Genomic DNA, 22,886 nt, shown 5'->3' on the forward strand with positions numbered 1-22,886 from the left:
TTTTTTTTTTATTTAAAATATAAAAAAAATATTTTTTTTTTTTTTTTTTTCTTTGGAATTTTTTTTTAGGATATCCAATTTAACATGACCGAATTTAATTCGGGTGATAAACCTCTAATGATAATGTTTCTGGCTTCACCTTGATCGTTTTGCATTGTAACTCCAGTGACACGTTTTAACGCATCTCCGATGTTAGAATCGGGAAAACGACCAACTTGATCTGAAGAAATAATATTGGTAATATTTCCGTTATTTTTTTGTTGATTCAATGCTTTTGCTTGCCCTTTTAAATAATCTCCAACTATAACAACTTCATTTAGTTCGTTGTAACCTGAGTTTAGAGAAAAATCAATAACGGCTGTTTTATTTTCGGTAACTTCTATTTGTTTTGAGATGGTTTCGTATCCCAAATAATCAATATAAATGATATAAATACCAGGCGTAAGATTTAGAAATTGATAATTACCATTTTGGTCAGATACAGTATATTTATTGGAATTCTCGATGCGAATTGTAGCTCCTGGTAACGAAAATTGATCGTTAGAATCTACAACTTTTCCTGAGATAACACCGCTTTGAGCCAAAACGAATGGACCTAGAATGAATAAGGAGAGTTTTAAAAGATGTTTCATTAGAAATTAAATTTCGTCAAAAATACACTTGCTATATATCTTAATTGTTAAATATTTATTAAGAAATATTTAACAATTATAAAATTACTTCAATGATTAGTATGTAATTTGATATTTAATCTAGCTTTTTACTAATTTTAGATGCGTAGTAATTGTTACTTTTGCATGAAATAAAACTTCTGATGTCGATTGCTGAATATTTAAAATTCAATCAAAAAATAAATTATAAAAACGAAATATTAGCCGGCTTAACTGTTGCTATGACAATGATTCCTGAATCGCTTTCGTTTGCAATTTTAGCTGGTTTATCACCTTTAATAGGTTTATATGGTGCATTTATCATGGGAATTGTAACGGCGGTTTTTGGAGGAAGACCAGCGATGGTTGCGGGTGGAGCAGGTGCTACCGTTATCACTTTAATCGCGTTGAATGCTACGTATGGTGAGCAATATATTTTTGCTGCGGTTGCTTTAGCAGGAGTTTTCCAGATAGTAGTTGGTGTTTTCAAATTAGGAAGATTTGTTCGTTTAATTCCTCAACCTGTTATGTATGGCTTTCTAAATGGTTTGGCGGTTGTTATTTTTATGTCACAAATAGAACAATTCAAATCAACTACGAATGGAATAACGAGTTGGTTGAGTGGTACACCTTTTTATACGATGGCTGGATTGACGCTAATTACAGTTCTGATAGTTTATTTCTTTCCGAAATTAACGAAAATTATTCCAGCTTCTTTGGTTGCAATTCTTGTGACTTTTCTATTGGTAATTGGATTTCATATTGATACAAAGACTGTTGGTGATATTGCGAGTATAAAAGGAGAATTGCCAAGTTTTCATATTCCGAGTGTTCCGTTTACGTTAGAAACCTTGAAAATTATTTTGCCTTATTCGATTATTATGGGTTCGGTTGGGTTAATTGAAACTTTGCTAACGCTTACTTTGGTGGATGAGGTGACTGAAACGAAAGGTTCGTCGAATAAAGAATGTTTGGCGCAAGGTGCTGCAAATATTACAAATGGTTTTTTCGGTGGAATGGGAGGTTGTGCAATGATTGCTCAGACATTTGTTAATTTAGATGCAGGTTCTCGTTCGAGATTAGGACCAGCAATTGGTGCAATTACAATCTTGATTATTATTCTAATTGGTGCTCCAGTGATTGAGAAAATTCCGATGGCAGCACTTGTTGGTGTAATGATGATGGTTGCGATTTCGACTTTTAAATGGGGATTTTTTAAATTGATAACTAAAATGCCAAAATCGGATGTGTTTGTAAGTATTTTGGTGGCGATTATCACGATTGTGTTACATAACCTTGCTTTGGCTGTTTTTGTAGGTGTTATTGTTTCGGCTTTGGTTTTTGCTTGGGATAATGCTAAACGTATTCGAGCACGTAAATTTGTTGATGAAAATGGACGAAAAATATATGAGATTTATGGACCACTTTTCTTTGGTTCGACTTCTACTTTTTTAGAGAAATTTGAAATTAATTCTGATCCAAGAATAATTGTTATAGATTTGAAAGAGAGTAGAATAGTTGATATGAGTGCAATCGAAGCTTTAAATATTATTACATCTAAATATGCACAACAAGATAAAATTGTAATTTTGCAACATTTGAGTAAAGATTCTATTCGATTATTAGAAAATGCAAAAAGCGTTATTGAGGTAAATATCGAAGAAGATCCAACTTATAATGTGATGCCGAAATAAAAAAGTCAGCTTTTTAGAAGCTGACTTTTTTTATAAATATCGTTCATTAATTACATTCATATGATGGATGGAATGACCAGCCATTACATAACCGATTTTCTCAACAGAATACTCTCGATTACCAACTTTTCCTATTTTGTTTAAAGTTTGATCATTAAAAGATTCAAACTGAAAGTAAGTTGCTTTCATCAAATTAGTCCATTCTTTTATTAATTCTTCAGGCTTTCTTTCATTTGCATTCGAAGTCAATACATAGGCGTTTTCATCGAAGAAATTTAATGTTTGTGAATCTTCTCTCGCAATATGTTGCGCACGATAAGAAAAAATACGTTCGCAATCTATACAATGTTGTATCATTTCTTTGATCGTCCATTTACCTTCTGCATATGCATAATCCCATTTATCTAATTCTGTTACAATTATTAATGTTTTCTTGATGTCAGCAATACGTGTCTGTAAAGCATCTACAACTTCTATTCCATCGTAAATAGAAGTATAATTGTCGTGGTTTATTGTATTCATTTTTCAGTAATTTTTTACAATTTAAGGATAATTTGATGGAGTTATTTTAAGTATTTGTTAAAAATAAACCTTCATTTTTTTGAATTCATTTTTGATTTTAATAAAAAAATACGATTCTTTTAGAAATCATAAATCTTGTATTTGATAAATTTATTTTCCTGAAAATCGTTGTTAAGTTTGAGTTGGAAAGTAATTTTAAAAACATAGAATATAAGCGCATGATTTCTAACTTATCATACTCAAGTGGTGCATCACAATATCCTCTTTTAGGAGAAACAATTGGCGAAAATTTACGAAATACAGTTGCAAAATATCCGCAACAAGAGGCTTTGGTTTGCGTAGATCAAAATTATAGAGCGACGTATACAGAATTTTATTCACAAACCGAACAAATAGCAAAATCATTGATTGCAATTGGTTTGCAAAAAGGAGATCGCGTAGGTATTTGGGCGCCAAATCGTGCGGAATGGACATTGTTACAATATGCAACGGCCCGTGTGGGAATGATTTTGGTTAATTTGAATCCTGCTTATCGTGAAAATGAACTCGAATTTGTATTAAATCAAGCTGAAATTTCTGCAGTTTTTGCTTCTTTAAGCTTCAAAACAAGTGAGTATAAAGTGATGTTGAATAATGTAAAAGAGAATGCGAAATTACTAAAACATATCATTATTTTTGAAGAAAATTGGGATGATTTTTTGATTAAAGGAGAAGAAATTTCGACTTCAGAAGTGCATCAAATAGAGCAATCTGTTCAGTTTGATGATGCTGTAAATATTCAATATACATCTGGAACAACAGGCTTTCCAAAAGGAGTAACTTTAACGCATCATAATTTATTGAACAATGGTTTTTTTATTGGTGTTCGATTAAATTATACGCATCGTGATCGTGTTTGTATTCCTGTTCCATTTTATCATTGTTTCGGAATGGTAATTGGTAATATGGCGTGTACTTCGCATGGCGCTTGTATGGTAATTCCTTCGGATAGTTTTGATCCTGCAAAGACTTTAAATGCAGTCGAAATGGAAAAGTGTACATCACTTTATGGAGTTCCGACGATGTTTATTGCGGAATTAGAATTACCAAATTTTGATCGTTTCGATTTAACATCTTTGAGAACTGGTGTAATGGCTGGTTCGCCTTGTCCGATTGAAATTATGAAGAAAGTGCAAGCTAAAATGAATATGAAAGAAGTTTCGATTTGTTATGGGATGACAGAAACTTCGCCAGTTTCTACACAAACTATTATCGGAACACCTTTAGAAAAGCAAGTTTCGACGGTTGGAACAGTTCAAGATCATTTAGAAATTAAGATTATTGATCCGCAAACAGGAGATATTTTACCTCGTGGAATTGCTGGTGAATTTTGTACAAGAGGTTATTCCGTCATGCAAAAATATTGGAACAATCCGGAAGCAACTGCGCAAGTTATTGACGAAAATAATTGGTTGCATACTGGTGATTTAGCGACTATGGATGTTGATGGTTATATTAATATTACTGGACGAATTAAAGATATTATTATCAGAGGAGGAGAAAATATTTCACCAAAAGAGATTGAAGATTTTTTGTACGAACATGAATCAATTTCTGATGTTCAAATTATTGGCGTTCCAAGTATCAAATATGGAGAAGAAGTAATGGCTTGGGTGAAAGTGAAAGATGGTATTAGTGTAACAGAAGACGAATTGAAGGCTTATTGTTTATCCATTGCTCATTTCAAACGTCCTAAATATTGGAAGTTTGTACAAGAATTCCCTATGACTATCTCAGGGAAAATTCGAAAAATAGAAATGAGAGAAGTTTCTATAAAAGAATTAGGTTTAGAAAATGCACGAAAAGTGAAAACATCTTAAAAAAAGTATTAAAATCTATATCAAAAGTAGACTCAAAAATAATAATTTCAATTATCTTTGAGTCTATTTTAATTTTACAAAAATAAACGATCTAAACGATGTCAAATATCTTATTAATCGAAGATGAACAGGCAATTCGCAACGTTTTGAAAAGCATTTTAATGGACGAAAATCCAAAATGGAATGTGGATGAAGCTGAAAACGGAGCTATAGGGCTTGAAAAAATAAAAGAAAAAGAATACGACTTAATTATAAGTGATATAAAAATGCCGTTGAAAGATGGGATGGAAGTTTTATCGGAAGCGATGGAATACAATCCTGATTTAACAATGGTGATGATAACGGGGCACGGAGATGTTGATTTGGCTGTAGATGCGATCAAAAAAGGTGCGTACGATTTTATTTCAAAACCACCAGATCTTAATAAATTATTGACGACTGTTCGTAATGCTTTAGACCGTAAATCGTTGCTGTCTTCGAATAAAGAATTGAAGAAAGAAAATAAAGCTTTAAAGAAAAAAGTTGCTAAAAAATATGAAATGATTGGTGATGCTCCTGCAATTGCAGAAGTAAAACAAATTATAGATAAAGTGGCTGCTACAGACGCTCGTGTATTGATTCTTGGTCCAAATGGAACAGGTAAAGAGTTGGTTGCTCATCATTTACACGAGAAAAGTAATCGTAATGTAAAACCTTTGGTTGAAGTGAATTGTGCGGCAATTCCAGCTGAATTAATCGAAAGTGAATTGTTTGGTCATGTGAAAGGATCGTTTACTGGAGCTGTTAAAGACAAGCAAGGTAAGTTTGAATTGGCAAATGGAGGAACAATTTTTTTAGATGAAATAGGGGATATGAGTCTTTCTGCTCAAGCAAAAGTTTTGCGTGCGCTACAAGAAGGAAAAGTTTCGCCAGTTGGTTCTGAGAAAGAGATTAATGTAAATGTTCGTGTAATTGCTGCAACAAATAAAGACTTACGAAAAGAGATTGAGGAAGGTCGTTTTCGCGAGGATTTATACCATCGTTTAGCGGTAATTATTATTAATGTTCCAGCACTTAATGATCGTAAAGATGATATTCCTGCTTTGGTTGAACATTTTATTACTGATACAACAAGTCAAAAATCTTTTGATAATTCAGCGTATGATGCTTTGAAAGAATTAGATTGGTCAGGAAATATTCGTGAGTTAAGAAATGTTGTTGAACGTTTATTGATTTTGGGTGATGATCCAATTTCGAGAAAAGATGTTGAACAATTCGTGAAAAAATAATTCATCTCAGATGAAAAAGATTTTCTTTTTGCTATTTATCAGTCAACTCTTTTTATTTTCTTGTAAAAAGGACAATGTAGAAGTGGATAAAAGTTCAGATAGCTTATCGCATGAAGATGTATTGTCTTTAGAAAAAAATTCTGTTTTTACAAATGAAACGCTTGTTTATAAGGGTGTTTTTGAAGGAAAATATTTTGGGGATAAAATTGTTTTGAAATTAGCAGATGATAAATTTACTGCTGAATACAAAGGTCAATCTTATAACGGAGAATTATTCAAAAAAGATGATGGATCGTTGATGGAGATTGATTCAAAAAAGAAAAAATTACCTTTTCAATTTTTACGTTGGTCGGACAATTCGGAGATTATGATTCTCAATGAAGATGGAATGGCTGATGATAATGGTGAAAATTATTTAACAAGAATTTCAGACAAATGAAAATAAAATTTACATGGATTTTAAGTCTTATTGCAATTACTTTTTTAGTAAGTTGTAATTCTTCTTCAGCCAGTAAAAATGATGAATTAGGAAAACGTTTTTTCGAAAATTATTCATCTCGAAAAGATTACAAGAAAATGTTGTCTTTTTACAATGATAGTTTGGTATATGAAAATGTAGCACAATATTCGGGAGGTTCTACGGTAGATCCGCGTTATTTATTGAATGATATTATTCGTTGGAGTGATCAAACGATGCAATATGAAAATAATAAATTATTGAAAGTAAATGAATTATTTTCTAACGATTCGATGATTATTGCAAACGGAGAATTTTCGCCTTATACCTATAATGGAATGAAGTTTCCAGCGATGAAATTCACGACATATTTGTATTTAGATCAAAATTCGAAAATCAAAAAACAAGTTGATTGGTTTAATTATCCAATTGAGGATATTATAGAGTTGTATCAATTGCAACAAGGTCAAGACAAAATAAAACTAGATAAACAATAGTTTTTAGTAAATCCAGTTAGAGTTTTTTAACTGGATTTTTTTATTTTTAGATATGATAAGAATTGCCGTAGAAAATGATATTCCTGAACTGAAAAGAATGATGATAAAATTGTTACAACATCATCAAGAGTTTAATGCATTGTATCAAATAGATTTGACCTACAAACATGATATTGATGATTTTTTCAAGGGAATTTTACATCAACAGAATATAAAAATATTTGTAGCCGAAATAGAAAATCAGTTGACGGGATATATTATTTGTTCGAAACATCTTCGTCCGAAATATTTTGTGATTAAATCAAAAGGAAGAATAGATTCGTTGTATGTTGATGCAAATTATCGCAATCAAAACATCGCTTCTAAATTGGTTAAAGAAGCGATAAATTTCTTGAACGATCAAGCATATATTGAATTAGAATTTACAGCTGAAAATCAATTTGCAAAAGGTTTTTGGCTGAAAAATGGTTTTGAGATTTTGAATCATCAATGTATTTTGAAATTGAATTAATATCAAAAAAAAAGCTCCAAAATAGGAGCCTTTAATTTATTGTTCAGAATTGAAATAGACTTTATAATAATACATTTTCTTTTCTTCGTCAAAACCACGCTCCAAATATTCTTCAGCTGCATCAGGATTTGTCAAATCTAATTTGATGTTAATCTTTGTATCTAATTTAATTTCACTTTTAATTTTCTTAGATTCTTTCATCAAAGTTGGAACTGAAACTTCGAAAGCTTCCACAAATTCAACACGATTATTTTCGCTATAATCTTTCTTATATTCTTTGAATTCATCAATAATTTCGAAAGGTTTCAAAACTTGATCTTCAAAAATTTCATTCGTTACAACTTCATTCGAATTCAACACATTTATCGAATTTGAGATAAATTCTGCTTGTTGTTTTTTGTCTGTTTTATCCAAAAGAAAATCATTCGAGAAATCTGTAATCAACTCCATATATTTCTTCGTATGGTAATTGTTATCCTTAATCAAATCAATTTCCAAGAAATTTTTCTTCCAATATTCTGACTCCACATTTTTATCATCGATAGAGTAGACGCGGAAACCTTCGTCGCGATAAGCATCAAGAATAAGACAGGCTTTGTCGATTCCTTCTAGCTTATAACCTTTCCAAATGTTGTAATCTAAACCACGTGATTCGTCAAAACGCAAGAATTTCTTCTTATTCTCTAATTTATAAATTCCAATTCCACGGCAAGGAATTCCGTCGAACATCATATTTTCGAAAAGGGCAATAAAAACTTCACCACTTTTGATCTGCGGATGTAATGATTTCTCGTATAAATGACTTAAAACTTCTTGCGAAAAATCGATAAAATCTATTTCTTCATCAAACATTTGCTTGCATTGATTGTACAAAACATTAAATTCTAATTTTTCTGTATAATGCGTGAAACGATTAATTTCGAGTGTTTTTTTGAAAGGACTTAATAAGAAAGGAACCAATTGTTCTTCCTTAGATTCGTCATATTCTAGTGTTTTATCGGCAAAAATGTTAGCTTCTTCTCGAACTTTATGTCCAACTTTTTGTAAACTAATAAAGGCGATGTAAGCATTTTTAACGTCAATCATTTTATATAATTTCTTAAAAACAAAAGTAATCAATTCAGAAATCAATACAAACGATGTCAAGAATAAAAATATTTAACAAAATTGTCAAACAAAATTGTTAATACAATTCATTGAATATTATTCACTTATAAATTATTTTGATGATTTATTGATTTTGTATGGTTAAAATTTATAATTATGGCACGGAAATAGTATTTAGAGAGATGTCTTAATTTATTAAAAAGTTGGATGATGAAAAAAATTAGATTTACACTTTTAGGAGTAGCTTTTACAGCCATGTTAGCTGTTGGTGTAAATGCTCAAGATAGAGGTCAAAGAGGTGGTGAGAGAAGTTCTTCTTCAATAGAAGCGACTTCAAGAAGTCAAGGGAATGGACGCTCTGAAATGGCTAGAACAGAAAATAGAACTAGTCGTATTGAAGGAAATAGAACAGAAAGAATAGGTCGTGGAAATTCTACGAATGAATCTTGGAAAAATTCTACAAATAGAACTGAACGTGAAACGAGTACACGTATAGATAGAAATAATACAGCGATTGTAAGTAGTAGATCAAGTTCTAATAAAGATTGGAATAATAGTGGAAATAACAGAGAAAATAACCAAGGTAATCAAGGTAATAGATCTGAGAGTTTAAAAAACAGAGATTTCTACAACAATCCAGTTCGTATAAATTCTAGCTCATACAACAGAGGAAACCGACCAGTTTCTAATGTGAATGTAAGAAACTATAACAAGTATTCGTATAACAGTTATAATTTCTACGGAAACAATGGTATTTACTATCGTCCTTATAACAGTGGATATGTGAGATATATGCCATATGTAGGATTTAGAATTAATATTTTACCAGTAGGTTATGTAACAATTAATATTGGTAATAGAAATCCATATTATTTCTACGAAGGAGTTTATTACAGCCCTAATAGAAATTATTATGAAGTAGTTCAAGCTCCTCTAGGTGCTATCGTATATGCGTTACCAGCAGGATATGAAAGAGTAGATTATGGAGGCGAGTATCTGTATGAATTTGGAGGTGTTTTATACCAAAAAATTTACAACAGAGGAACAAGAGCTTATCAAGTAGTAGGTTATTTAGATTAGTATAGGTTTTAGTAGTTAAGTAAAAGCCCAAACAGATTGTCTGTTTGGGCTTTTTATTTGTAGCGAAGAGCAGAATCGAACTGCCGACCTCAGGGTTATGAATCCTGCGCTCTAACCATCTGAGCTACCTCGCCTAAATTTTAATTTTTGCAAAGGTAATTTTTTTTTGATTTTATAACAAAACTTATTTTGATTTTCTTTGGTAGATACAATTCATTTTATATCTTGCGACTTCAATAAAATAGAATTATGCCAAAAAAGAAATATCAAGTAGAATTTTCAATCAAGTCTTCACCGTCTTTGCTATATAACTATATTTCAAACCCTTCTGGTTTATCAGAATGGTTTGCAGATAACGTAAATTCTCGTGGAGAAAAATATACTTTTATTTGGGATGGACACGAAGAATCTGCATTTTTGATGAAATCTAAGCAAGATGGATACGTGCGCTTTCAATGGGAATATGATGAAGATACAAAATATTTCTTCGAATTAACAATTGTAGAAGACGATTTAACGAACGATGTATCATTAGTTATTACAGATTTTGCTGATGAAGACGAAGTAGAAGAATCAAAACAATTGTGGGAAAGTCAAATTGAAGATCTAAAAAAAATCTTAGGATCTGTTTAAAATCTATTATTTTGAAAATTAACTTAGGTGGCGTTATTGTCGAAAAAGCAAATGCAGAAATAGGAATTCAGAACAGAGCTTTTCGTAATGGTGATGCTGTAAAAGAAATTTTGCGATTTGTAAATGGTGAAATTATTGATTGGGAAGATCATTATTTCAATTTAATGGCTTCTATGCGTATTTACCGCATGAATATTCCGTTAGATTTTACACCAGAATTTTTTCAAGAACAAATCAATTTATTAGCAGAAGCAAATCAGACCAAATCAGGGAAAGTAGAATTTTTTGCTTTCAGAAATGATGAGGAAGATTATCTAAAAGCATCCATCAATTATTTGATTTCTATCGAAAATAGTGAAAATGATTGGGAGTTTTTACAAGCTGAAAACGAGATTGATGTGTACAAAGATTATGCAATCAATACTGCATTTTACTCACTTGTGAATACGTATCGTCCAGAAGAAAATATTGCAGAAATCTATCGTTTAGAGAATGATTATGCTGATATTATTTTGGTAAATGCAAACAAAAAAATGGCACGTTCTTTACGAGGAAATATTTTTGTGGTGAATGGAGAAACGATTCGTACACCGAAAAAAGAAGAAGGTGTTATTACAAGTGTTTTGAGAAAAAATTTCATTACAAAAATTAATAAAGCTGAAGAATTTAAAGTAGAAGAAGTCGAAATTTTTCCATTTGAAATTCAGAAAGCCGAAGAAGTTTTCATTTTGATTGATGGAGTTGGAATTTTACCAATTACCAAAAATCGTAAAAAAGAATACACTTTAGACAAAACAAAATCGATTTTTAAGTATTTATAATCGATTAATTCATAGAAGGATCAGCGGGGGTGTTTAGCCAAATTAAGTTTTCACCTCCAAGCTGTTTCATCAATTTCTTCCACAAATCAGCATCCCAACGCTCAAAAATATCAAAATCCAAATCCGTTACAGCCCACGAATTATTGTTTAATTCATCTTTGATTTGCTTTGGTGCCCAACCACAATATCCAATAAAAAACTTGATTTCTTCTTGAGTAATCAAATTCTGATTTACTGCATCACGCACATCTTCATATACGCCAGACCAATATAAATTTTCAGTAATTTTTTCACTATTTCTGATTAAATCAGGTCGTTTGTGAATATAATAGATGTTTTCTTTATCGACAGGTCCACCTTCAAAAACAATAGATGCAGACTCCATTTCAGATACAAAAATACTAATCGGAATATGAGAAGAATGATTAAGAATAAAACCAATACTTCCAGATTCTAAGTGTTCTGTAATTAAAATTACACTTCTCTGAAAAATATCGTTACTTAATGTTGGTTTTGCGACCAAAATAACTCCTTTTTTTATACTTTTGATAGACATTTTTGTTTCGGTTTTGTTACGTGAAATCTTAACGAAATATACAATTAGCTGTTTAAAAATATAAAATAATCATTAATGAAACAAGATTTAAGTTATAAAAGAAAAGTTTACGAAAAACAGTCGATGAATTTTGATTCGTTAAGAGAAAATCCGATCGAACAATTTCGTGATTGGTTTCTGCAAGCTGAAGAATCGGATGGAGTGGATGAAGCAAATGCGATGTCTGTTGCAACGATTGGTGAAGATGGATTTCCGAGAACGCGTGTTGTTTTATTGAAAAGATATACGGACGAAGGTTTTATTTTTTATACGAATTATAACAGTCAGAAAGGAAAAGCTTTATTAGAAAATCCGAAAGTTTGTTTGTCATTTTTTTGGCCATTTCTAGAAAGACAGATTATTATAAAAGGTGTGGCTGAAAAAACTTCGGATAATAATTCGGATGGATATTTCGAAACACGTCCAAGAAGTAGCCAGTTAGGTGCTTGGATTTCGGCGCAAAGTTCTGTGATTGATGAGCACGAAGATTTGACGGCAGAGGAATTGGAATTAGAAAAAAAATACGAAGGAAAAGAAATTCCTCGTCCAGCACATTGGGGAGGTTTCTTGATTCGTCCAACTGAGATAGAGTTTTGGCAAGGACGCCCAAGTCGTTTACACGATAGAGTTCGTTATGTTTTACAAGACGATTTTGATTGGAAAAAAGAGCGTTTAGCGCCTTAAAATATAAAAAAACCTGATGAAATTTCATCAGGTTTTTTCTATATCATTTTATTGTTGATTATTTATTAAACTCTTGTGCAGTTTTACGAATAATCGCTAAACATTCGTGTAATTGTTCTTCGTTCATCACTAAAGGAGGAGCGAAACGAATGATGTTTCCGTGTGTAGGTTTGGCTAATAATCCGTTGTCTTTCATTGCAACACAGAAATTCCATGCTGTTTCAGATTCTGGTGTATCGTTGATTAAAATTGCATTTAATAAACCTTTTCCACGAACTGATTTGAATAATGGAAATTCTTCAGCCATTTTCGTGATTTCTGTTCTAAAAATTTGTCCTAATTTTTCAGAATTTTCAGCTAATTTTTCGTCCAAAACAACTTGCAAAGCTTCTGTAGCAACAGCCGCAGCTAATGGATTACCTCCATAAGTAGAACCGTGTTGTCCTGGTTTGATGACATTCATTATTTCATCATTTGCTAAAACTGCAGATACTGGATAAGCTCCACCTGAAACGGCTTTACCTAAGATTAAAACATCAGCATCAATATTTTCGTGATCGATTGCTAACATTTTTCCTGTACGTGCGATTCCTGTTTGAATTTCGTCCGCGATAAATAAAACATTATGTTGTTTACATAATTCTTCACAAGCTTTCAAATATCCTTCAGAAGGTACATTAACACCAGCTTCTCCTTGAATTGGTTCTACTAAGAATCCACAAATTTTATCTGCTTTTTCTTCTAAAATTTGTTTCAAAGCTTCAACATCATTGTATTCTACAGCTTCGAAACCACTTGTGTAAGGATTGAAATTTTTACGTGCATCTTCATCATTCGAGAAAGAAATAATAGTAGTTGTACGACCATGGAAATTGTCTTTACATACTACAATAATCGCTTCACCAGTTGGAATTCCTTTCTTTTCGTAACCCCATTTACGAGCAATTTTTAGCGCTGTTTCTACAGCTTCTGCACCCGTATTCATTGGCAATACTTGATCGAAACCGAATAATTCTGTGATAAATTTTTCGTATTTTCCTAATTCCGCATTATAAAAAGCACGAGAAGTTAACGTTAATTTTTCGGCTTGATCTTTCAACGCTTTAATAATTCTAGGATGACAGTGACCTTGATTAACAGCTGAATAAGCTGATAAAAAGTCGAAATATTTTTTTCCATCAACATCCCAAACGTAAACACCTTCACCTTTTTCCAATACAACTGGAAGTGGGTGATAGTTATGCGCTCCGTATTTTTCTTCTAATGCAATTAATTCTGCTGATTTTTCCATGTAATGATTTGTTTTTGTTTGTTCGTAATATTTTATAAAAAAACCGACAAATAATGGTCGGTTCTATTTCGTTTCTAAATTTTTCTCAATTAATTGAATATCTTTTCCAAAGAATTTTTTTGCCACTTTTATAATATTATCTGTATTGTCAGAAATATAAAATGTATAGTTTGCAACAGTATCTTTCGCAGCCAATTTTCCTTCTTTTGCCAATTGATAAATTACTTGATTCACGACAATTAAAGGTGAATTTACGATATCAACTTTTCCTTCAAATACTTGATTGATTTCTTTTTCCAGATGTGTATAATGCGTACATCCTAAAATAATCGAATCAATTCCTTCTAATTTTTTGTTCAATAAATACGTTTCTAAAACTGCTTTAGAAATCGTAGAATTTGTAAAACCCTCTTCGATAACAGGTACTAAGAGAGGAGTAGCCATTTCAATAACCGTAATATGTTTATTTCGACGACGAATTGCTTTCTTGTACGCGCCCGAATTTACAGTTGCTTTTGTTGCAATAACACCTATCTTTTCTCTTAATTCGAACGAAACTTTCTCCGCAACAGGCGAAATAACATCGATAACAGGAACATCTTTTCCTGCAGCTTCTCTAATTTCTTTCAACGAATTAGCGGTTGCAGAATTACATGCAACTAAAATCGCTTTACAATTATTGTCTATTAAAAAATTAGTAATGTCTACCGAAAATTGTGTAATCGCTTCTTTCGATTTTTCTCCATAAGGCAAATTTTGAGTATCGCCAAAATAGATCAAACTTTCGTTTGGTAGCAGACGTTTTATTTCTTTTGCAAACGTCAAACCACCAACTCCAGAGTCGAAAACACCAATTGGTCTGTTATCATTCATATCGCAAATTTAACAAATTAATTGATGTAAAATAATCTTGAAGCAATTCCGTCTGCGAAAAATTTTGCTTCGGGTTTCAAAATAATTTTATTTTCTTTCTTTTCGACTAAATTTTCGTTGATTAATTGATTGAGTTCTTCATGAAAAGAATTAACTAAAGGTTGAGAAAATTCTGAATTAATTCGATTTAAATCTATTCCATAAATTGTTCTCAATCCTATCATTATCATTTCATTAAATTTTTCTACTTCATTTAAAACTTCAATTTCTTGAGGTAGATTATTTTCGTTGATAGCTTGTATGTATTTAGAATTATTTGCAATGTTCCAAGCACGAGTTTTTCCGTTATAAGAATGCGCAGAAGGTCCAATTCCTAAATAATGAATTCCTTTCCAATAATTAGAATTGTGTAAAGAAAAATACTCTTCTTTTCCGAAATTAGAGATTTCATATTGAATAAAATCATTCGAAGTTAAAGTGTCAACTAAAAGTTGAAATTGTTCGTTTTGACGATCTTCATCAACCGGTTTTGTGATTCCTTTTTTGATTTGATGATTTAAAATTGTTTTTTCTTCGACTGTTAATGCATAAGAAGAAATATGTGGAACATTCAGCTCAATTGCTTTTTGCAAATTTTGCTTCCACATTTCGTTGGTTGTGGTCGTAGAACCATAAATCAAATCAATAGTGATATTTTCGAAACCAAAATCTTGCGCCAATTTTATCGAAGTCTCAGCTTCTTGTGCATTATGTGCTCGATTCATTAATTTCAAATCTTCTTCAAAAAATGATTGAACACCAATCGAAAAACGATTAATCGGAGTTGATTTTAAGAAATTAAGTTTTTCTTTATTCAAATCATCAGGATTTGCTTCGAGTGTAATTTCCTTTAAATTTTTGGTTGAATAATTTTTATAAATCGTTTCGAAAATACTTTCTAATTCAATTTCGGACAGGATAGAAGGTGTTCCTCCTCCAAAATAAATCGTTTCTAAAGGTGTTGAAATTTCATCTTTTCTGATCTCAAGTTCTTTATTAATTGCTTGAATTAAATTTGATTTATGTTGAAGATTTGTCGAAAAATGAAAGTCGCAATAGCTGCATTTTTGTTTACAAAACGGGATATGAATATAAATTCCTGCCAAAATATTATGATTTGAAGCAAAATTATAATGAAATTATAGGCTAAAAAAATTGTTATAAAAAAAACTAAAAATTAATATTGGTTTTGTAAATAAATCTTATATCTTTATCAACGAAAATAAAATACTATGAATAAAGGAACTGTAAAATTCTTTAATGAAGAAAAAGGATACGGATTTATTAAAGATGACGAATCAGGAAAAGAGTACTTCGTACACGTTTCTGGTTTAACAGACAAAGTAGCTCAAAACGATAAAGTATCTTTTGACTTAGAACAAGGAAAAAAAGGCATCAACGCCGTTAATGTGAAAGTAATCTAATTAATATATTATCTCAACATATTTCTTGTAAGCGACCTATTTAGGTCGCTTTTTTTATTCTTTGATTTCGTCGCTATTTTGATAAAACTCTGCATCACGAAGCAATTCATTCACGAAATGATACAATCTTCCTAGCTGATATTTTGCCAAATAATGACCATATAAACTCGCTAAATAGGTTCCTAAAGTAATCAATAATGCAATAGGAATACTCCAAATCCATACACTATTTCCTTGTACAATATATTCGGAAACCGCATAAGAGCCTAAGGTGATAAAAATAGCTCCGCTCAAACCATACAAAAATGCGAAAAATGTCCAAACATTAGAAGGGGGACCAATAATTCCTCTTACAACCAAATAGTCAGGATGATCATCGTCATCTTCAATTCTGATTTGTAATTGCGGGTGCCAATATTTATCTTTGTCTTTGCGGACACGAATCATCGCAACTTCCTGATTGGCATAACCTCCGTATTCAGTCGAATTTGTTTCAAGGTGTTTTTTGATTAAATCAATAAATTCTTGTTTTGATAAATGCGTAAAAACCTTAAAACGTGGTCGGCTTAAAAGAGATTTAATTGGAACTTTTTGGCTCATATTCTATTACTTTCTTTAAATTTACAATAAATGTTTAGATTATGACAAAAATCATTTCTGATACTTATGAGAAAATTTATGAAATAGTTCGTCAAATTCCCGAAGGACGTGTTTCTACTTATGGATTGATTGCAAAATATATAGGAGAAAAATTTTCGGCTCGCGTGGTTGGTTATGCAATGAATCATGCACATAATCGAGAAGATGTTCCTGCGCATCGTGTTGTAAACAGAAATGGTTTGTTAACTGGAAAACATCATTTTAATCCTTCGAGTTTGATGCAGCAATTGTTAGAGAATGAAGGTGTGGAGATTATAAATGATAAAGTGATTAATTTTAAAGAAATTGTATGGGATCCGAATGAATCTCATTAAAATCTGTAACAAAATTTACTTTCTTCTTACTAATTTTACAAATCAAATGATATAGAAAATGGAATTTTTATTGCAAGCTCAAGGCTTAACAAGAAAATATAAAGATAAAGTTGCGCTTAATAATTTTAGTATCAATATTCCACAAGGTTCTATTTATGGACTTTTGGGACCAAATGGTGCTGGAAAAACGACTTTTATTCGTATTGTTAATCAAATTACGGCGCCAGATAGTGGAACGATTTTACTAAATGGAGAACCTTTGACGAAAAAATCAATCGGTCAAGTTGGTTATATGCCAGAAGAACGTGGTTTGTACAAGAATATGAAGGTTGGAGAACAGGCACTGTATTTTGCAAAACTGAAAGGTCTTTCTTCTGCGGAAGCTAAAAAACGTACCGAATATTGGTTCGAGAAACTTGATATGATGTCTTGGTGGAACAAGAAATTGAGCGAGTTGTCGAAAGGAATGGGACAAAAAGTTCAGTTTGTGATTACAGTTATTCACAATCCTTCTTTGCTGATTTTTGATGAACCTTTTAGTGGATTTGATCCTGTAAATGCGCAAATTATTGCGAATGAAATTCTTGAATTAAGAGACAAAGGAACGACAATTATTTTTTCAACGCATCGTATGGAATCTGTGGAGGAAATGTGTGATCATGTGGCATTGATTAATCAATCGAATAAAGTATTAGATGGAACAATCGAAGAAGTTAGAAATCAATTTAAGACAGGGAAATTTTCGATTCAATTGAATGAAATTCCCGCTGATTCTCTTCAAAATTTAGCGAATGAATTTGAGATTTCGGATGTACGAAACATTAATCAACGAACTGAATTTAATTTATTGTATAATAAAGAAACACCAACCAATGTGATTTTAGATAAATTGATGCAAGTTGGACAAGTTCATCAATTCAAAGAGATTATTCCTTCGATGAATGATGTGTTTTTGGAAGCCGTTAAACAAAGTTCAATTCCTAATCTTTAAGCTAATTTTCAAATGAAAAATATATTTTTAGTTGCACAACGTGAGTTCTTTTCTCAAGTAAAAAACAAAGCGTTTATTGTTATGACTTTTCTTTCGCCTTTACTGATTGTTGGAGCAGGAGCGGTGATTTTCTTTTTGAGTTCTGCAAATAATTCCGAAGTGAAAAACATTGCAATTGTAGATGAAAGTACAGAGTTTGTAACCTCGTTTAAATCGACTAAACAAATGATGTTCAGTATTTACACGCCTCAAGAATTGAAATCGATCAAAGATACATTGAAAGGAAGCGAATATTTGAATGCGATTCTTCATATTCCAAAAAATACAGATGGAAATTATGATAATATCGAGAAAAATACAGAATTAATCACAAATGGAAATCTTGGAATTACTGATCGAGAAAAACTTTCGAGAACAATTAGTGATAAGATTGAAAAAGAAAAACAAGCAAAATCTGGTATTGATAAAGCTGCTTTAGAAGCTTCTAAGGCTCGCGTTAACCTGAATGTTTTCAACGTTACAGACGGAAAAGAAGACAAAGGAATGGAGTTGAAAATCGGATTATCGATGTTTTTAACTTACATTATTTTCATGTTTGTGATGATTTATGGCGTAAAAGTTATGCGTTCGGTTGTTGAAGAAAAGAATAATCGTGTTGTAGAAATTATCATTTCTTCTGTGAAACCTTTCGAATTGATGATGGGTAAAATTTTAGGAACGACAATGGTTGCAGTGACGCAATTTGCAATATGGATTGGAATGACAATGGGGTTATTGATTTTATTTCCTGCAATTGCAGCATCGAGAATGGATATGTCACAACAAATGATGAATCAAGCACAATTAGCGGAAACTAACCCAGATATGATGCAAAAAGTAACAGAAATTAGCGAAGTGTTGTTGACGTTTAATTATCCGTTAATCATTTTTGCTTTTATTGCTTATTTCATCTTGGGATATTTGTTTTACAGCTCTGTTTTCGCAGCAATTGGTTCTGCGGTTGACAATGATACTGATACGCAACAATTCACATATTTTCCTTTAGTTCCGATGATGATTGGACTTTATGGAAGTATGACAACTTTCGAAAATCCTGATGGTCCAGTTGCTTTTTGGTTATCAATGATTCCATTAACTTCGCCCATCTCAATGATTACTCGAATTCCTTTCGATGTTCCGATTTGGCAATTAGCTTTATCCTTATTTTTGCTTTTAATCAGCACCATATTTATGGTTTATATTGCTGGAAAAATCTATAGAATTGGAATTTTAATTTATGGTAAAAAACCAACTGTGAAAGAAATGGTGAAATGGATTTCCTATAAAAACTAATTTTACACAACTATAAAACCAAAAAAGAGCTTGATTTATCAAGCTCTTTTTTGATGATAGATATTCGATTTATTTTGTAATCAACGTAAATGTTTTATTCATAATAGAATCCACCTTAAAGGTTAATTTATCTGCACCTTTTGCATTTAAATGATCTGAATTTTTGAAATCTTTTTTACTGAAACTTTTATTATTGATAAAATAATCGATGAAAATGACATTATCATATTCCGATAAGCGATTAATATTATTTTTTAAGTTGAAATACTGAGGTGTTTTTATAACATAATTTTTATACAAATTAGTTGTAGGAGTAGCTAATAGAACAACTTTTATATCATTTGATTTTGCTTGTTTTATAATTTGTTCTAAATCATGATAATGTGTTTTTATAATATGTTGTATTTGATTTGAATTCAAATTTGCACAATGTCTTTCAAACGTTTTTTTAGCATAAATACTATCATTCCAACTTGGTTCGTATCGCTTATTTATATATCCATTAGTATCTATTGTCAAATTATTTTTATCCTCAATCCAATATTCTTTTATTCGATTATAATTAACTTCAACAGGCTCTGAAAAAATTTCGTAATTAAGATTTAACTCGTTATTATTTATATCAACATTCCAATAAATGGAATAATATTTTAACTTTTTTTGGTTAAAATCATTCAATTGTTTTGTAAACGAAAAATACGAAATGGGAATAATAATGGTTTTTAAATTGGGTAAATATTTTCGATTTTGTTCAAAAACTTTATAATCTAAATCCAATGATTGAGCAGAATGCGCAGCATTAAAAGTTTTATTTTTAAATAATTTTGGATTGAGTCCAGTAAAAGTATGAGAACTCCCAAGAATCAAAGTTTCTATTTGTTTTCCATTTTCTTTTAAATAATTTGCTTTGTATTTGTAATCATTGGGAATTTTTCGAAGTGTTTGTTCTATTCCAATTATTAGCATAATAACAACTATGAATAAAGGTATAATGAAGTGTACTATTTTTTTCATGAAGATCTAGAAATCTTGAAATTTCATTTTTTAGAATTGTACAAAAGTAAAGTAATTCGGTATATTTTTTTGTCAATTTTTCACCTACTTTCTTATTTTAAACTTACTTTTGAGTTAAAATTCGATAACATGATAAATCCAAATGATAGACTATTAGTGATAAGTACGAGTACTATTCACGGTTATAGTTTTTTAGAATATATAAAAGATGAAATCAAAGAATTTATTAATTCTGATGAAATCATTTTTGTTCCCTATGCGCGTCCTTCGGGAATTTCGTACGATGATTATACGCAAAATGTAAAAGATGCTTTGCAAACGGTTGGAATTTCTGTAAAAGGTTTGCATACTTTCGAGAATAAAAAAGAAGCCATTTTGCATGCGAAAGCGATTTTTATTGGAGGAGGAAATACATTTTTATTGCTAAAAACGTTATATGAACTTGGTTTGGTAGAAGAGTTGAGAAGTGCTGTACATAATGGAACGCCATATATTGGAACTAGCGCAGGAAGTAATTTGACAGGTTTAACAATTGGAACAACAAACGATATGCCGATCGTTTATCCACCAAGTTTTGATGCATTGCAATTTTTACCTTTTAATATTAATCCGCATTATTTGGATCCTGATCCAAATTCTACGCACAAAGGAGAAACAAGAGAAACACGTATCAATGAATTTCACAAATTTAATCATCAAGTTGTAGTTGGATTGAGAGAAGGAAGTTGGCTTCGTGTAGAAAATGGAGTGGTGGAGTTGAAAGGAAAATTATCTGCCCGAATTTTTAGACAAAATGAACAACCAATTGAGATTGAATCTGGTATTTTAGAAGAAAAAGTTTATAGTATTTAAATAAAAAATCCTCAACTAAATTTAGTTGAGGATTTCAATTTTAAAACAATTTATATAAAACTAATTACTTCATTTTTTTAGCAACATACATTTTTTCTGCTAATTGAACAGCTTTGTACGCATCAACAACACCGCCTGTTACAGAAATATCTGTTAAAGCAGGATTTTTGTTGACAGATTCTAACAAAATTTGTTTGATATCTGTTGCAGTTAATTTGGGATAATGTGCCCAAACCAAAGCTGCAACTCCTGCTACAACTGGAGAAGCCATAGAAGTTCCACTTTCGTTTTTGTATTCCCCATCTTTATTAGGAACAGTAGAATATATTTCATTTCCTGGCGCAAAAACATCTACAGACTTTTTACCAAAATTAGAGAAACTTGCTCTTAAATTGTCATTATCCATTGTATTTGCTCCAACTGTAATTACGTTTTTAGAAACTTCTACACCTTTGTCATCATAAACGGTAGGGAAGTGAATTTCGTCATCAATATTTACGTTTTCATTTCCTGCAGCTTTAATCAATAAAAGACCTTTTTTCTCAGCATATTTAAATGCATCCCAAACAATTTGTTTATCTGGAGAATAAGCTTTTCCAAAAGACATGTTCAAGATTTTTGCTCCATTATCTGCTGCATAACGAATGGCATTTGCAACATCTTTATCGCGTTCGTCTCCATTTGGAACTGTACGAACTGACATGATTTTTACATAACCATTTCCTGCGATTCCATCCATTCCAATTCCGTTCCCAGATTTTGCCGCAATAATTCCAGAAACGTGCGTTCCGTGCATAGAATCAGGGCCGTCTACATCATTATTTCCGTAAAAACGTTCTGATTTATCAGCATAATTATCACCAACAATTGGACGAGGATCTAATTCTGTATTCAAGTTAATTTCAACTTGTTCTTTGTAGTATTTTGTTCCTTCAGAAATTTCATTTCCAACTTCTGTTAAGAAATCTTTCATCGATTTTCCTTCCCAAGCTTCTTTCGGAACCATACCAAAAATAATCATCCCTTGTTGTGCTTCTTTAGAAACAGGTTTAAAAGACATCATATTTTTTTCATTCAAATCTTTTTCGCCCCATTCTTTAATCAAAGCAGGAAATGCAACAGAGAAAATATCATTCATCTGTACATATTGCGCTGCATTTTGTTTTGCTTCGGCTAATTTATTTTCGAACTCAGGTTTTATTTTTTGATATTCTTCAAATTCTTTTGGAAATTTCGTTTTGTTTGAAGCTGCATCTTTACTTTTTTCGAATAAATCGCGGTATTTTACAAAAAGACGTGTTAACTCTAATGTGTCTCCATCAACATTTTTACCATCTTTTCCTCCGATAAAATTCCAACCGTGAATATCATCAACATATCCATTTTTATCATCATCAATTCCATTTCCAGCAATTTCTTTGCTATTTGTCCAAATATTATCTTTTAAATCTGGGTGAGTAATCTCAACTCCAGAATCTAAAACACCAACAATTAACTGTGAAGGTTTACGTTTTTTTGATTCTAAAAATTGTAAAGCTTTTTGAGTATTAACACCATAAACACCACTTTCTTCGAAAGATTCGTGTTGCCAATATTTTTGATCAACTTTAGGCAATGGTAGAGCAGTTGTCGTTTCTTGTGCGAACGATACCACACCAATAAACATGGCAACTGATATACTTAATAAGAATTTTTTCATAATTGATTTATCTATATGT

At 31.3% G+C, this 22,886-nt stretch carries 25 protein-coding genes and 1 tRNA gene; 15 read left to right on the forward strand and 11 right to left on the reverse strand.

Translation table 11 applies throughout. The features are described from left to right. Positions 1-65: 65 nt before the first annotated feature. Complete coding sequence (locus tag B3J26_RS11285; RefSeq protein ID WP_349679520.1) at positions 66-632, reverse strand: carboxypeptidase-like regulatory domain-containing protein; 567 nt, start codon at positions 630-632, stop codon at positions 66-68. Between the two features lie 182 nt (positions 633-814). On the opposite strand from B3J26_RS11285, the gene B3J26_RS11290 reads away from it, so the two are divergent. Next, positions 815-2,344 carry a SulP family inorganic anion transporter gene (locus tag B3J26_RS11290; protein ID WP_291074615.1) on the forward strand — a complete coding sequence of 510 codons (1,530 nt, stop codon included), beginning with the start codon at positions 815-817 and terminating at the stop codon, positions 2,342-2,344. 30 nt (positions 2,345-2,374) lie between these two features. Here B3J26_RS11290 and B3J26_RS11295 read toward each other — a convergent pair whose 3' ends face one another. Continuing rightward, positions 2,375-2,866, reverse strand: a complete 492-nt coding sequence (locus B3J26_RS11295) for a DinB family protein (RefSeq protein WP_084106811.1) — start codon at positions 2,864-2,866, stop codon at positions 2,375-2,377. Positions 2,867-3,084: 218 nt separating this feature from the next. Between B3J26_RS11295 and B3J26_RS11300 the strand changes: the two genes are divergently transcribed. The 5 genes from B3J26_RS11300 to B3J26_RS11320 all read left to right on the forward strand — a co-directional run bounded on the left by B3J26_RS11300 (position 3,085) and on the right by B3J26_RS11320 (position 7,458). Then, the gene (locus B3J26_RS11300; protein ID WP_038330517.1) at positions 3,085-4,725 is read left to right on the forward strand and encodes an AMP-binding protein; all 1,641 of its coding nucleotides are present in this window, start codon (positions 3,085-3,087) and stop codon (positions 4,723-4,725) included. A gap of 98 nt (positions 4,726-4,823) precedes the next feature. Beyond that, on the forward strand, positions 4,824-5,993 hold the full coding sequence (locus B3J26_RS11305; RefSeq protein ID WP_125349474.1) for a sigma-54-dependent transcriptional regulator: 1,170 nt from the start codon (positions 4,824-4,826) through the stop codon (positions 5,991-5,993). Positions 5,994-6,003: 10 nt separating this feature from the next. Next, a complete protein-coding gene (locus B3J26_RS11310) occupies positions 6,004-6,432 on the forward strand; it encodes a hypothetical protein (RefSeq protein ID WP_038330520.1) in 429 nt (142 codons plus the stop codon). Further along, positions 6,429-6,947 (forward strand): hypothetical protein, encoded by a 519-nt coding sequence (locus B3J26_RS11315; RefSeq protein WP_038330521.1) that lies wholly within the window; start codon positions 6,429-6,431, stop codon positions 6,945-6,947. The genes B3J26_RS11310 and B3J26_RS11315 overlap by 4 nt, the downstream gene beginning before the upstream one ends. Positions 6,948-6,999: 52 nt before the next feature. Continuing rightward, positions 7,000-7,458, forward strand: coding sequence for a GNAT family N-acetyltransferase (locus tag B3J26_RS11320; protein ID WP_038330524.1), 459 nt, complete (start codon positions 7,000-7,002; stop codon positions 7,456-7,458). Between the two features lie 36 nt (positions 7,459-7,494). Here the strand turns inward: B3J26_RS11320 and B3J26_RS11325 are convergent, their stop codons facing one another. After that, on the reverse strand, positions 7,495-8,544 hold the full coding sequence (locus B3J26_RS11325) for a nucleoid-associated protein (protein WP_038330727.1): 1,050 nt from the start codon (positions 8,542-8,544) through the stop codon (positions 7,495-7,497). Positions 8,545-8,775: 231 nt separating this feature from the next. Between B3J26_RS11325 and B3J26_RS11330 the strand changes: the two genes are divergently transcribed. Then, positions 8,776-9,645: a DUF6515 family protein gene (locus B3J26_RS11330; RefSeq protein ID WP_291074617.1), complete on the forward strand. Its 870-nt coding sequence runs from the start codon at positions 8,776-8,778 to the stop codon at positions 9,643-9,645. A gap of 60 nt (positions 9,646-9,705) precedes the next feature. On the opposite strand, the gene B3J26_RS11335 is transcribed toward B3J26_RS11330, so the two are convergent. Continuing rightward, a tRNA-Met gene (locus B3J26_RS11335) sits at positions 9,706-9,779 on the reverse strand. Between the two features lie 115 nt (positions 9,780-9,894). On the opposite strand from B3J26_RS11335, the gene B3J26_RS11340 reads away from it, so the two are divergent. Both B3J26_RS11340 and B3J26_RS11345 read left to right on the forward strand, forming a co-directional pair. Next, on the forward strand, positions 9,895-10,278 hold the full coding sequence (locus B3J26_RS11340) for an START-like domain-containing protein (RefSeq protein ID WP_038330532.1): 384 nt from the start codon (positions 9,895-9,897) through the stop codon (positions 10,276-10,278). Positions 10,279-10,289: 11 nt separating this feature from the next. Further along, a complete protein-coding gene (locus B3J26_RS11345) occupies positions 10,290-11,099 on the forward strand; it encodes an aminotransferase class IV (RefSeq protein WP_291074618.1) in 810 nt (269 codons plus the stop codon). 4 nt (positions 11,100-11,103) lie between these two features. Here the strand turns inward: B3J26_RS11345 and B3J26_RS11350 are convergent, their stop codons facing one another. Further along, a complete protein-coding gene (locus B3J26_RS11350) occupies positions 11,104-11,655 on the reverse strand; it encodes a YqgE/AlgH family protein (RefSeq protein WP_291074620.1) in 552 nt (183 codons plus the stop codon). 75 nt (positions 11,656-11,730) lie between these two features. Between B3J26_RS11350 and pdxH the strand changes: the two genes are divergently transcribed. After that, positions 11,731-12,378, forward strand: a complete 648-nt coding sequence (gene pdxH, locus B3J26_RS11355; protein ID WP_280048899.1) for a pyridoxamine 5'-phosphate oxidase — start codon at positions 11,731-11,733, stop codon at positions 12,376-12,378. Between the two features lie 58 nt (positions 12,379-12,436). On the opposite strand, the gene rocD is transcribed toward pdxH, so the two are convergent. The 3 genes from rocD to hemW all read right to left on the reverse strand — a co-directional run bounded on the left by rocD (position 12,437) and on the right by hemW (position 15,687). Continuing rightward, entirely contained in the window at positions 12,437-13,669 is a 1,233-nt protein-coding gene (gene rocD, locus B3J26_RS11360) for an ornithine--oxo-acid transaminase (RefSeq protein ID WP_125349481.1), read from the reverse strand. Positions 13,670-13,732: 63 nt separating this feature from the next. After that, a complete protein-coding gene (murI, locus tag B3J26_RS11365) occupies positions 13,733-14,542 on the reverse strand; it encodes a glutamate racemase (protein ID WP_125349482.1) in 810 nt (269 codons plus the stop codon). Positions 14,543-14,559: 17 nt separating this feature from the next. Next, positions 14,560-15,687 carry a radical SAM family heme chaperone HemW gene (hemW, locus tag B3J26_RS11370; protein ID WP_291074623.1) on the reverse strand — a complete coding sequence of 376 codons (1,128 nt, stop codon included), beginning with the start codon at positions 15,685-15,687 and terminating at the stop codon, positions 14,560-14,562. Between the two features lie 126 nt (positions 15,688-15,813). Between hemW and B3J26_RS11375 the strand changes: the two genes are divergently transcribed. Then, the gene (locus B3J26_RS11375) at positions 15,814-16,005 is read left to right on the forward strand and encodes a cold-shock protein (protein ID WP_038330556.1); all 192 of its coding nucleotides are present in this window, start codon (positions 15,814-15,816) and stop codon (positions 16,003-16,005) included. Positions 16,006-16,059: 54 nt separating this feature from the next. On the opposite strand, the gene B3J26_RS11380 is transcribed toward B3J26_RS11375, so the two are convergent. Further along, complete coding sequence (locus tag B3J26_RS11380; protein WP_221855222.1) at positions 16,060-16,605, reverse strand: hypothetical protein; 546 nt, start codon at positions 16,603-16,605, stop codon at positions 16,060-16,062. A gap of 41 nt (positions 16,606-16,646) precedes the next feature. Here B3J26_RS11380 and B3J26_RS11385 point away from each other — a divergent pair, with 41 nt between their 5' ends. Genes B3J26_RS11385 through B3J26_RS11395 form a run of 3 tightly spaced genes read left to right on the forward strand, consistent with a single transcriptional unit; the run spans position 16,647 to position 19,302 of the window. Next, positions 16,647-16,979: an MGMT family protein gene (locus B3J26_RS11385; RefSeq protein WP_115000393.1), complete on the forward strand. Its 333-nt coding sequence runs from the start codon at positions 16,647-16,649 to the stop codon at positions 16,977-16,979. Positions 16,980-17,037: 58 nt separating this feature from the next. After that, a complete protein-coding gene (locus tag B3J26_RS11390) occupies positions 17,038-17,970 on the forward strand; it encodes an ABC transporter ATP-binding protein (protein ID WP_038330560.1) in 933 nt (310 codons plus the stop codon). A gap of 12 nt (positions 17,971-17,982) precedes the next feature. After that, entirely contained in the window at positions 17,983-19,302 is a 1,320-nt protein-coding gene (locus tag B3J26_RS11395) for an ABC transporter permease (RefSeq protein WP_038330561.1), read from the forward strand. A 69-nt stretch (positions 19,303-19,371) separates the two neighbouring features. Here B3J26_RS11395 and B3J26_RS11400 read toward each other — a convergent pair whose 3' ends face one another. After that, the gene (locus tag B3J26_RS11400; RefSeq protein ID WP_291074625.1) at positions 19,372-20,268 is read right to left on the reverse strand and encodes a hypothetical protein; all 897 of its coding nucleotides are present in this window, start codon (positions 20,266-20,268) and stop codon (positions 19,372-19,374) included. 177 nt (positions 20,269-20,445) lie between these two features. On the opposite strand from B3J26_RS11400, the gene pepE reads away from it, so the two are divergent. Beyond that, the gene (gene pepE, locus B3J26_RS11405; RefSeq protein WP_038330565.1) at positions 20,446-21,168 is read left to right on the forward strand and encodes a dipeptidase PepE; all 723 of its coding nucleotides are present in this window, start codon (positions 20,446-20,448) and stop codon (positions 21,166-21,168) included. A gap of 64 nt (positions 21,169-21,232) precedes the next feature. Here pepE and B3J26_RS11410 read toward each other — a convergent pair whose 3' ends face one another. Next, complete coding sequence (locus B3J26_RS11410; RefSeq protein ID WP_291074626.1) at positions 21,233-22,867, reverse strand: S8 family peptidase; 1,635 nt, start codon at positions 22,865-22,867, stop codon at positions 21,233-21,235. Positions 22,868-22,886 lie beyond the last annotated feature (19 nt).

Origin of the sequence: Empedobacter sp. UBA5987 (assembly GCF_002429865.1) — a bacterium.
GTDB classification, from domain to species: Bacteria; Bacteroidota; Bacteroidia; order Flavobacteriales; family Weeksellaceae; genus Empedobacter; species Empedobacter falsenii_B.

Coding starts and splice junctions, on each gene's coding strand:
- B3J26_RS11330 (WP_291074617.1), top strand. CDS start 8,776: ATGAAAAAAATTAGATTTACACTTTTAGGAGTAGCTTTTACAGCCATG.
- B3J26_RS11340 (WP_038330532.1), top strand. CDS start 9,895: ATGCCAAAAAAGAAATATCAAGTAGAATTTTCAATCAAGTCTTCACCG.
- B3J26_RS11295 (WP_084106811.1), bottom strand. CDS start 2,866: ATGAATACAATAAACCACGACAATTATACTTCTATTTACGATGGAATA.
- pdxH (WP_280048899.1), top strand. CDS start 11,731: ATGAAACAAGATTTAAGTTATAAAAGAAAAGTTTACGAAAAACAGTCG.
- B3J26_RS11385 (WP_115000393.1), top strand. CDS start 16,647: ATGACAAAAATCATTTCTGATACTTATGAGAAAATTTATGAAATAGTT.
- B3J26_RS11350 (WP_291074620.1), bottom strand. CDS start 11,655: ATGTCTATCAAAAGTATAAAAAAAGGAGTTATTTTGGTCGCAAAACCA.
- B3J26_RS11320 (WP_038330524.1), top strand. CDS start 7,000: ATGATAAGAATTGCCGTAGAAAATGATATTCCTGAACTGAAAAGAATG.
- B3J26_RS11375 (WP_038330556.1), top strand. CDS start 15,814: ATGAATAAAGGAACTGTAAAATTCTTTAATGAAGAAAAAGGATACGGA.
- murI (WP_125349482.1), bottom strand. CDS start 14,542: ATGAATGATAACAGACCAATTGGTGTTTTCGACTCTGGAGTTGGTGGT.
- B3J26_RS11290 (WP_291074615.1), top strand. CDS start 815: ATGTCGATTGCTGAATATTTAAAATTCAATCAAAAAATAAATTATAAA.
- B3J26_RS11410 (WP_291074626.1), bottom strand. CDS start 22,867: ATGAAAAAATTCTTATTAAGTATATCAGTTGCCATGTTTATTGGTGTG.
- B3J26_RS11285 (WP_349679520.1), bottom strand. CDS start 632: ATGAAACATCTTTTAAAACTCTCCTTATTCATTCTAGGTCCATTCGTT.
- B3J26_RS11390 (WP_038330560.1), top strand. CDS start 17,038: ATGGAATTTTTATTGCAAGCTCAAGGCTTAACAAGAAAATATAAAGAT.
- pepE (WP_038330565.1), top strand. CDS start 20,446: ATGATAAATCCAAATGATAGACTATTAGTGATAAGTACGAGTACTATT.
- B3J26_RS11310 (WP_038330520.1), top strand. CDS start 6,004: ATGAAAAAGATTTTCTTTTTGCTATTTATCAGTCAACTCTTTTTATTT.
- B3J26_RS11315 (WP_038330521.1), top strand. CDS start 6,429: ATGAAAATAAAATTTACATGGATTTTAAGTCTTATTGCAATTACTTTT.
- B3J26_RS11400 (WP_291074625.1), bottom strand. CDS start 20,268: ATGCTAATAATTGGAATAGAACAAACACTTCGAAAAATTCCCAATGAT.
- B3J26_RS11305 (WP_125349474.1), top strand. CDS start 4,824: ATGTCAAATATCTTATTAATCGAAGATGAACAGGCAATTCGCAACGTT.
- B3J26_RS11395 (WP_038330561.1), top strand. CDS start 17,983: ATGAAAAATATATTTTTAGTTGCACAACGTGAGTTCTTTTCTCAAGTA.
- B3J26_RS11325 (WP_038330727.1), bottom strand. CDS start 8,544: ATGATTGACGTTAAAAATGCTTACATCGCCTTTATTAGTTTACAAAAA.
- rocD (WP_125349481.1), bottom strand. CDS start 13,669: ATGGAAAAATCAGCAGAATTAATTGCATTAGAAGAAAAATACGGAGCG.
- B3J26_RS11300 (WP_038330517.1), top strand. CDS start 3,085: ATGATTTCTAACTTATCATACTCAAGTGGTGCATCACAATATCCTCTT.
- B3J26_RS11380 (WP_221855222.1), bottom strand. CDS start 16,605: ATGAGCCAAAAAGTTCCAATTAAATCTCTTTTAAGCCGACCACGTTTT.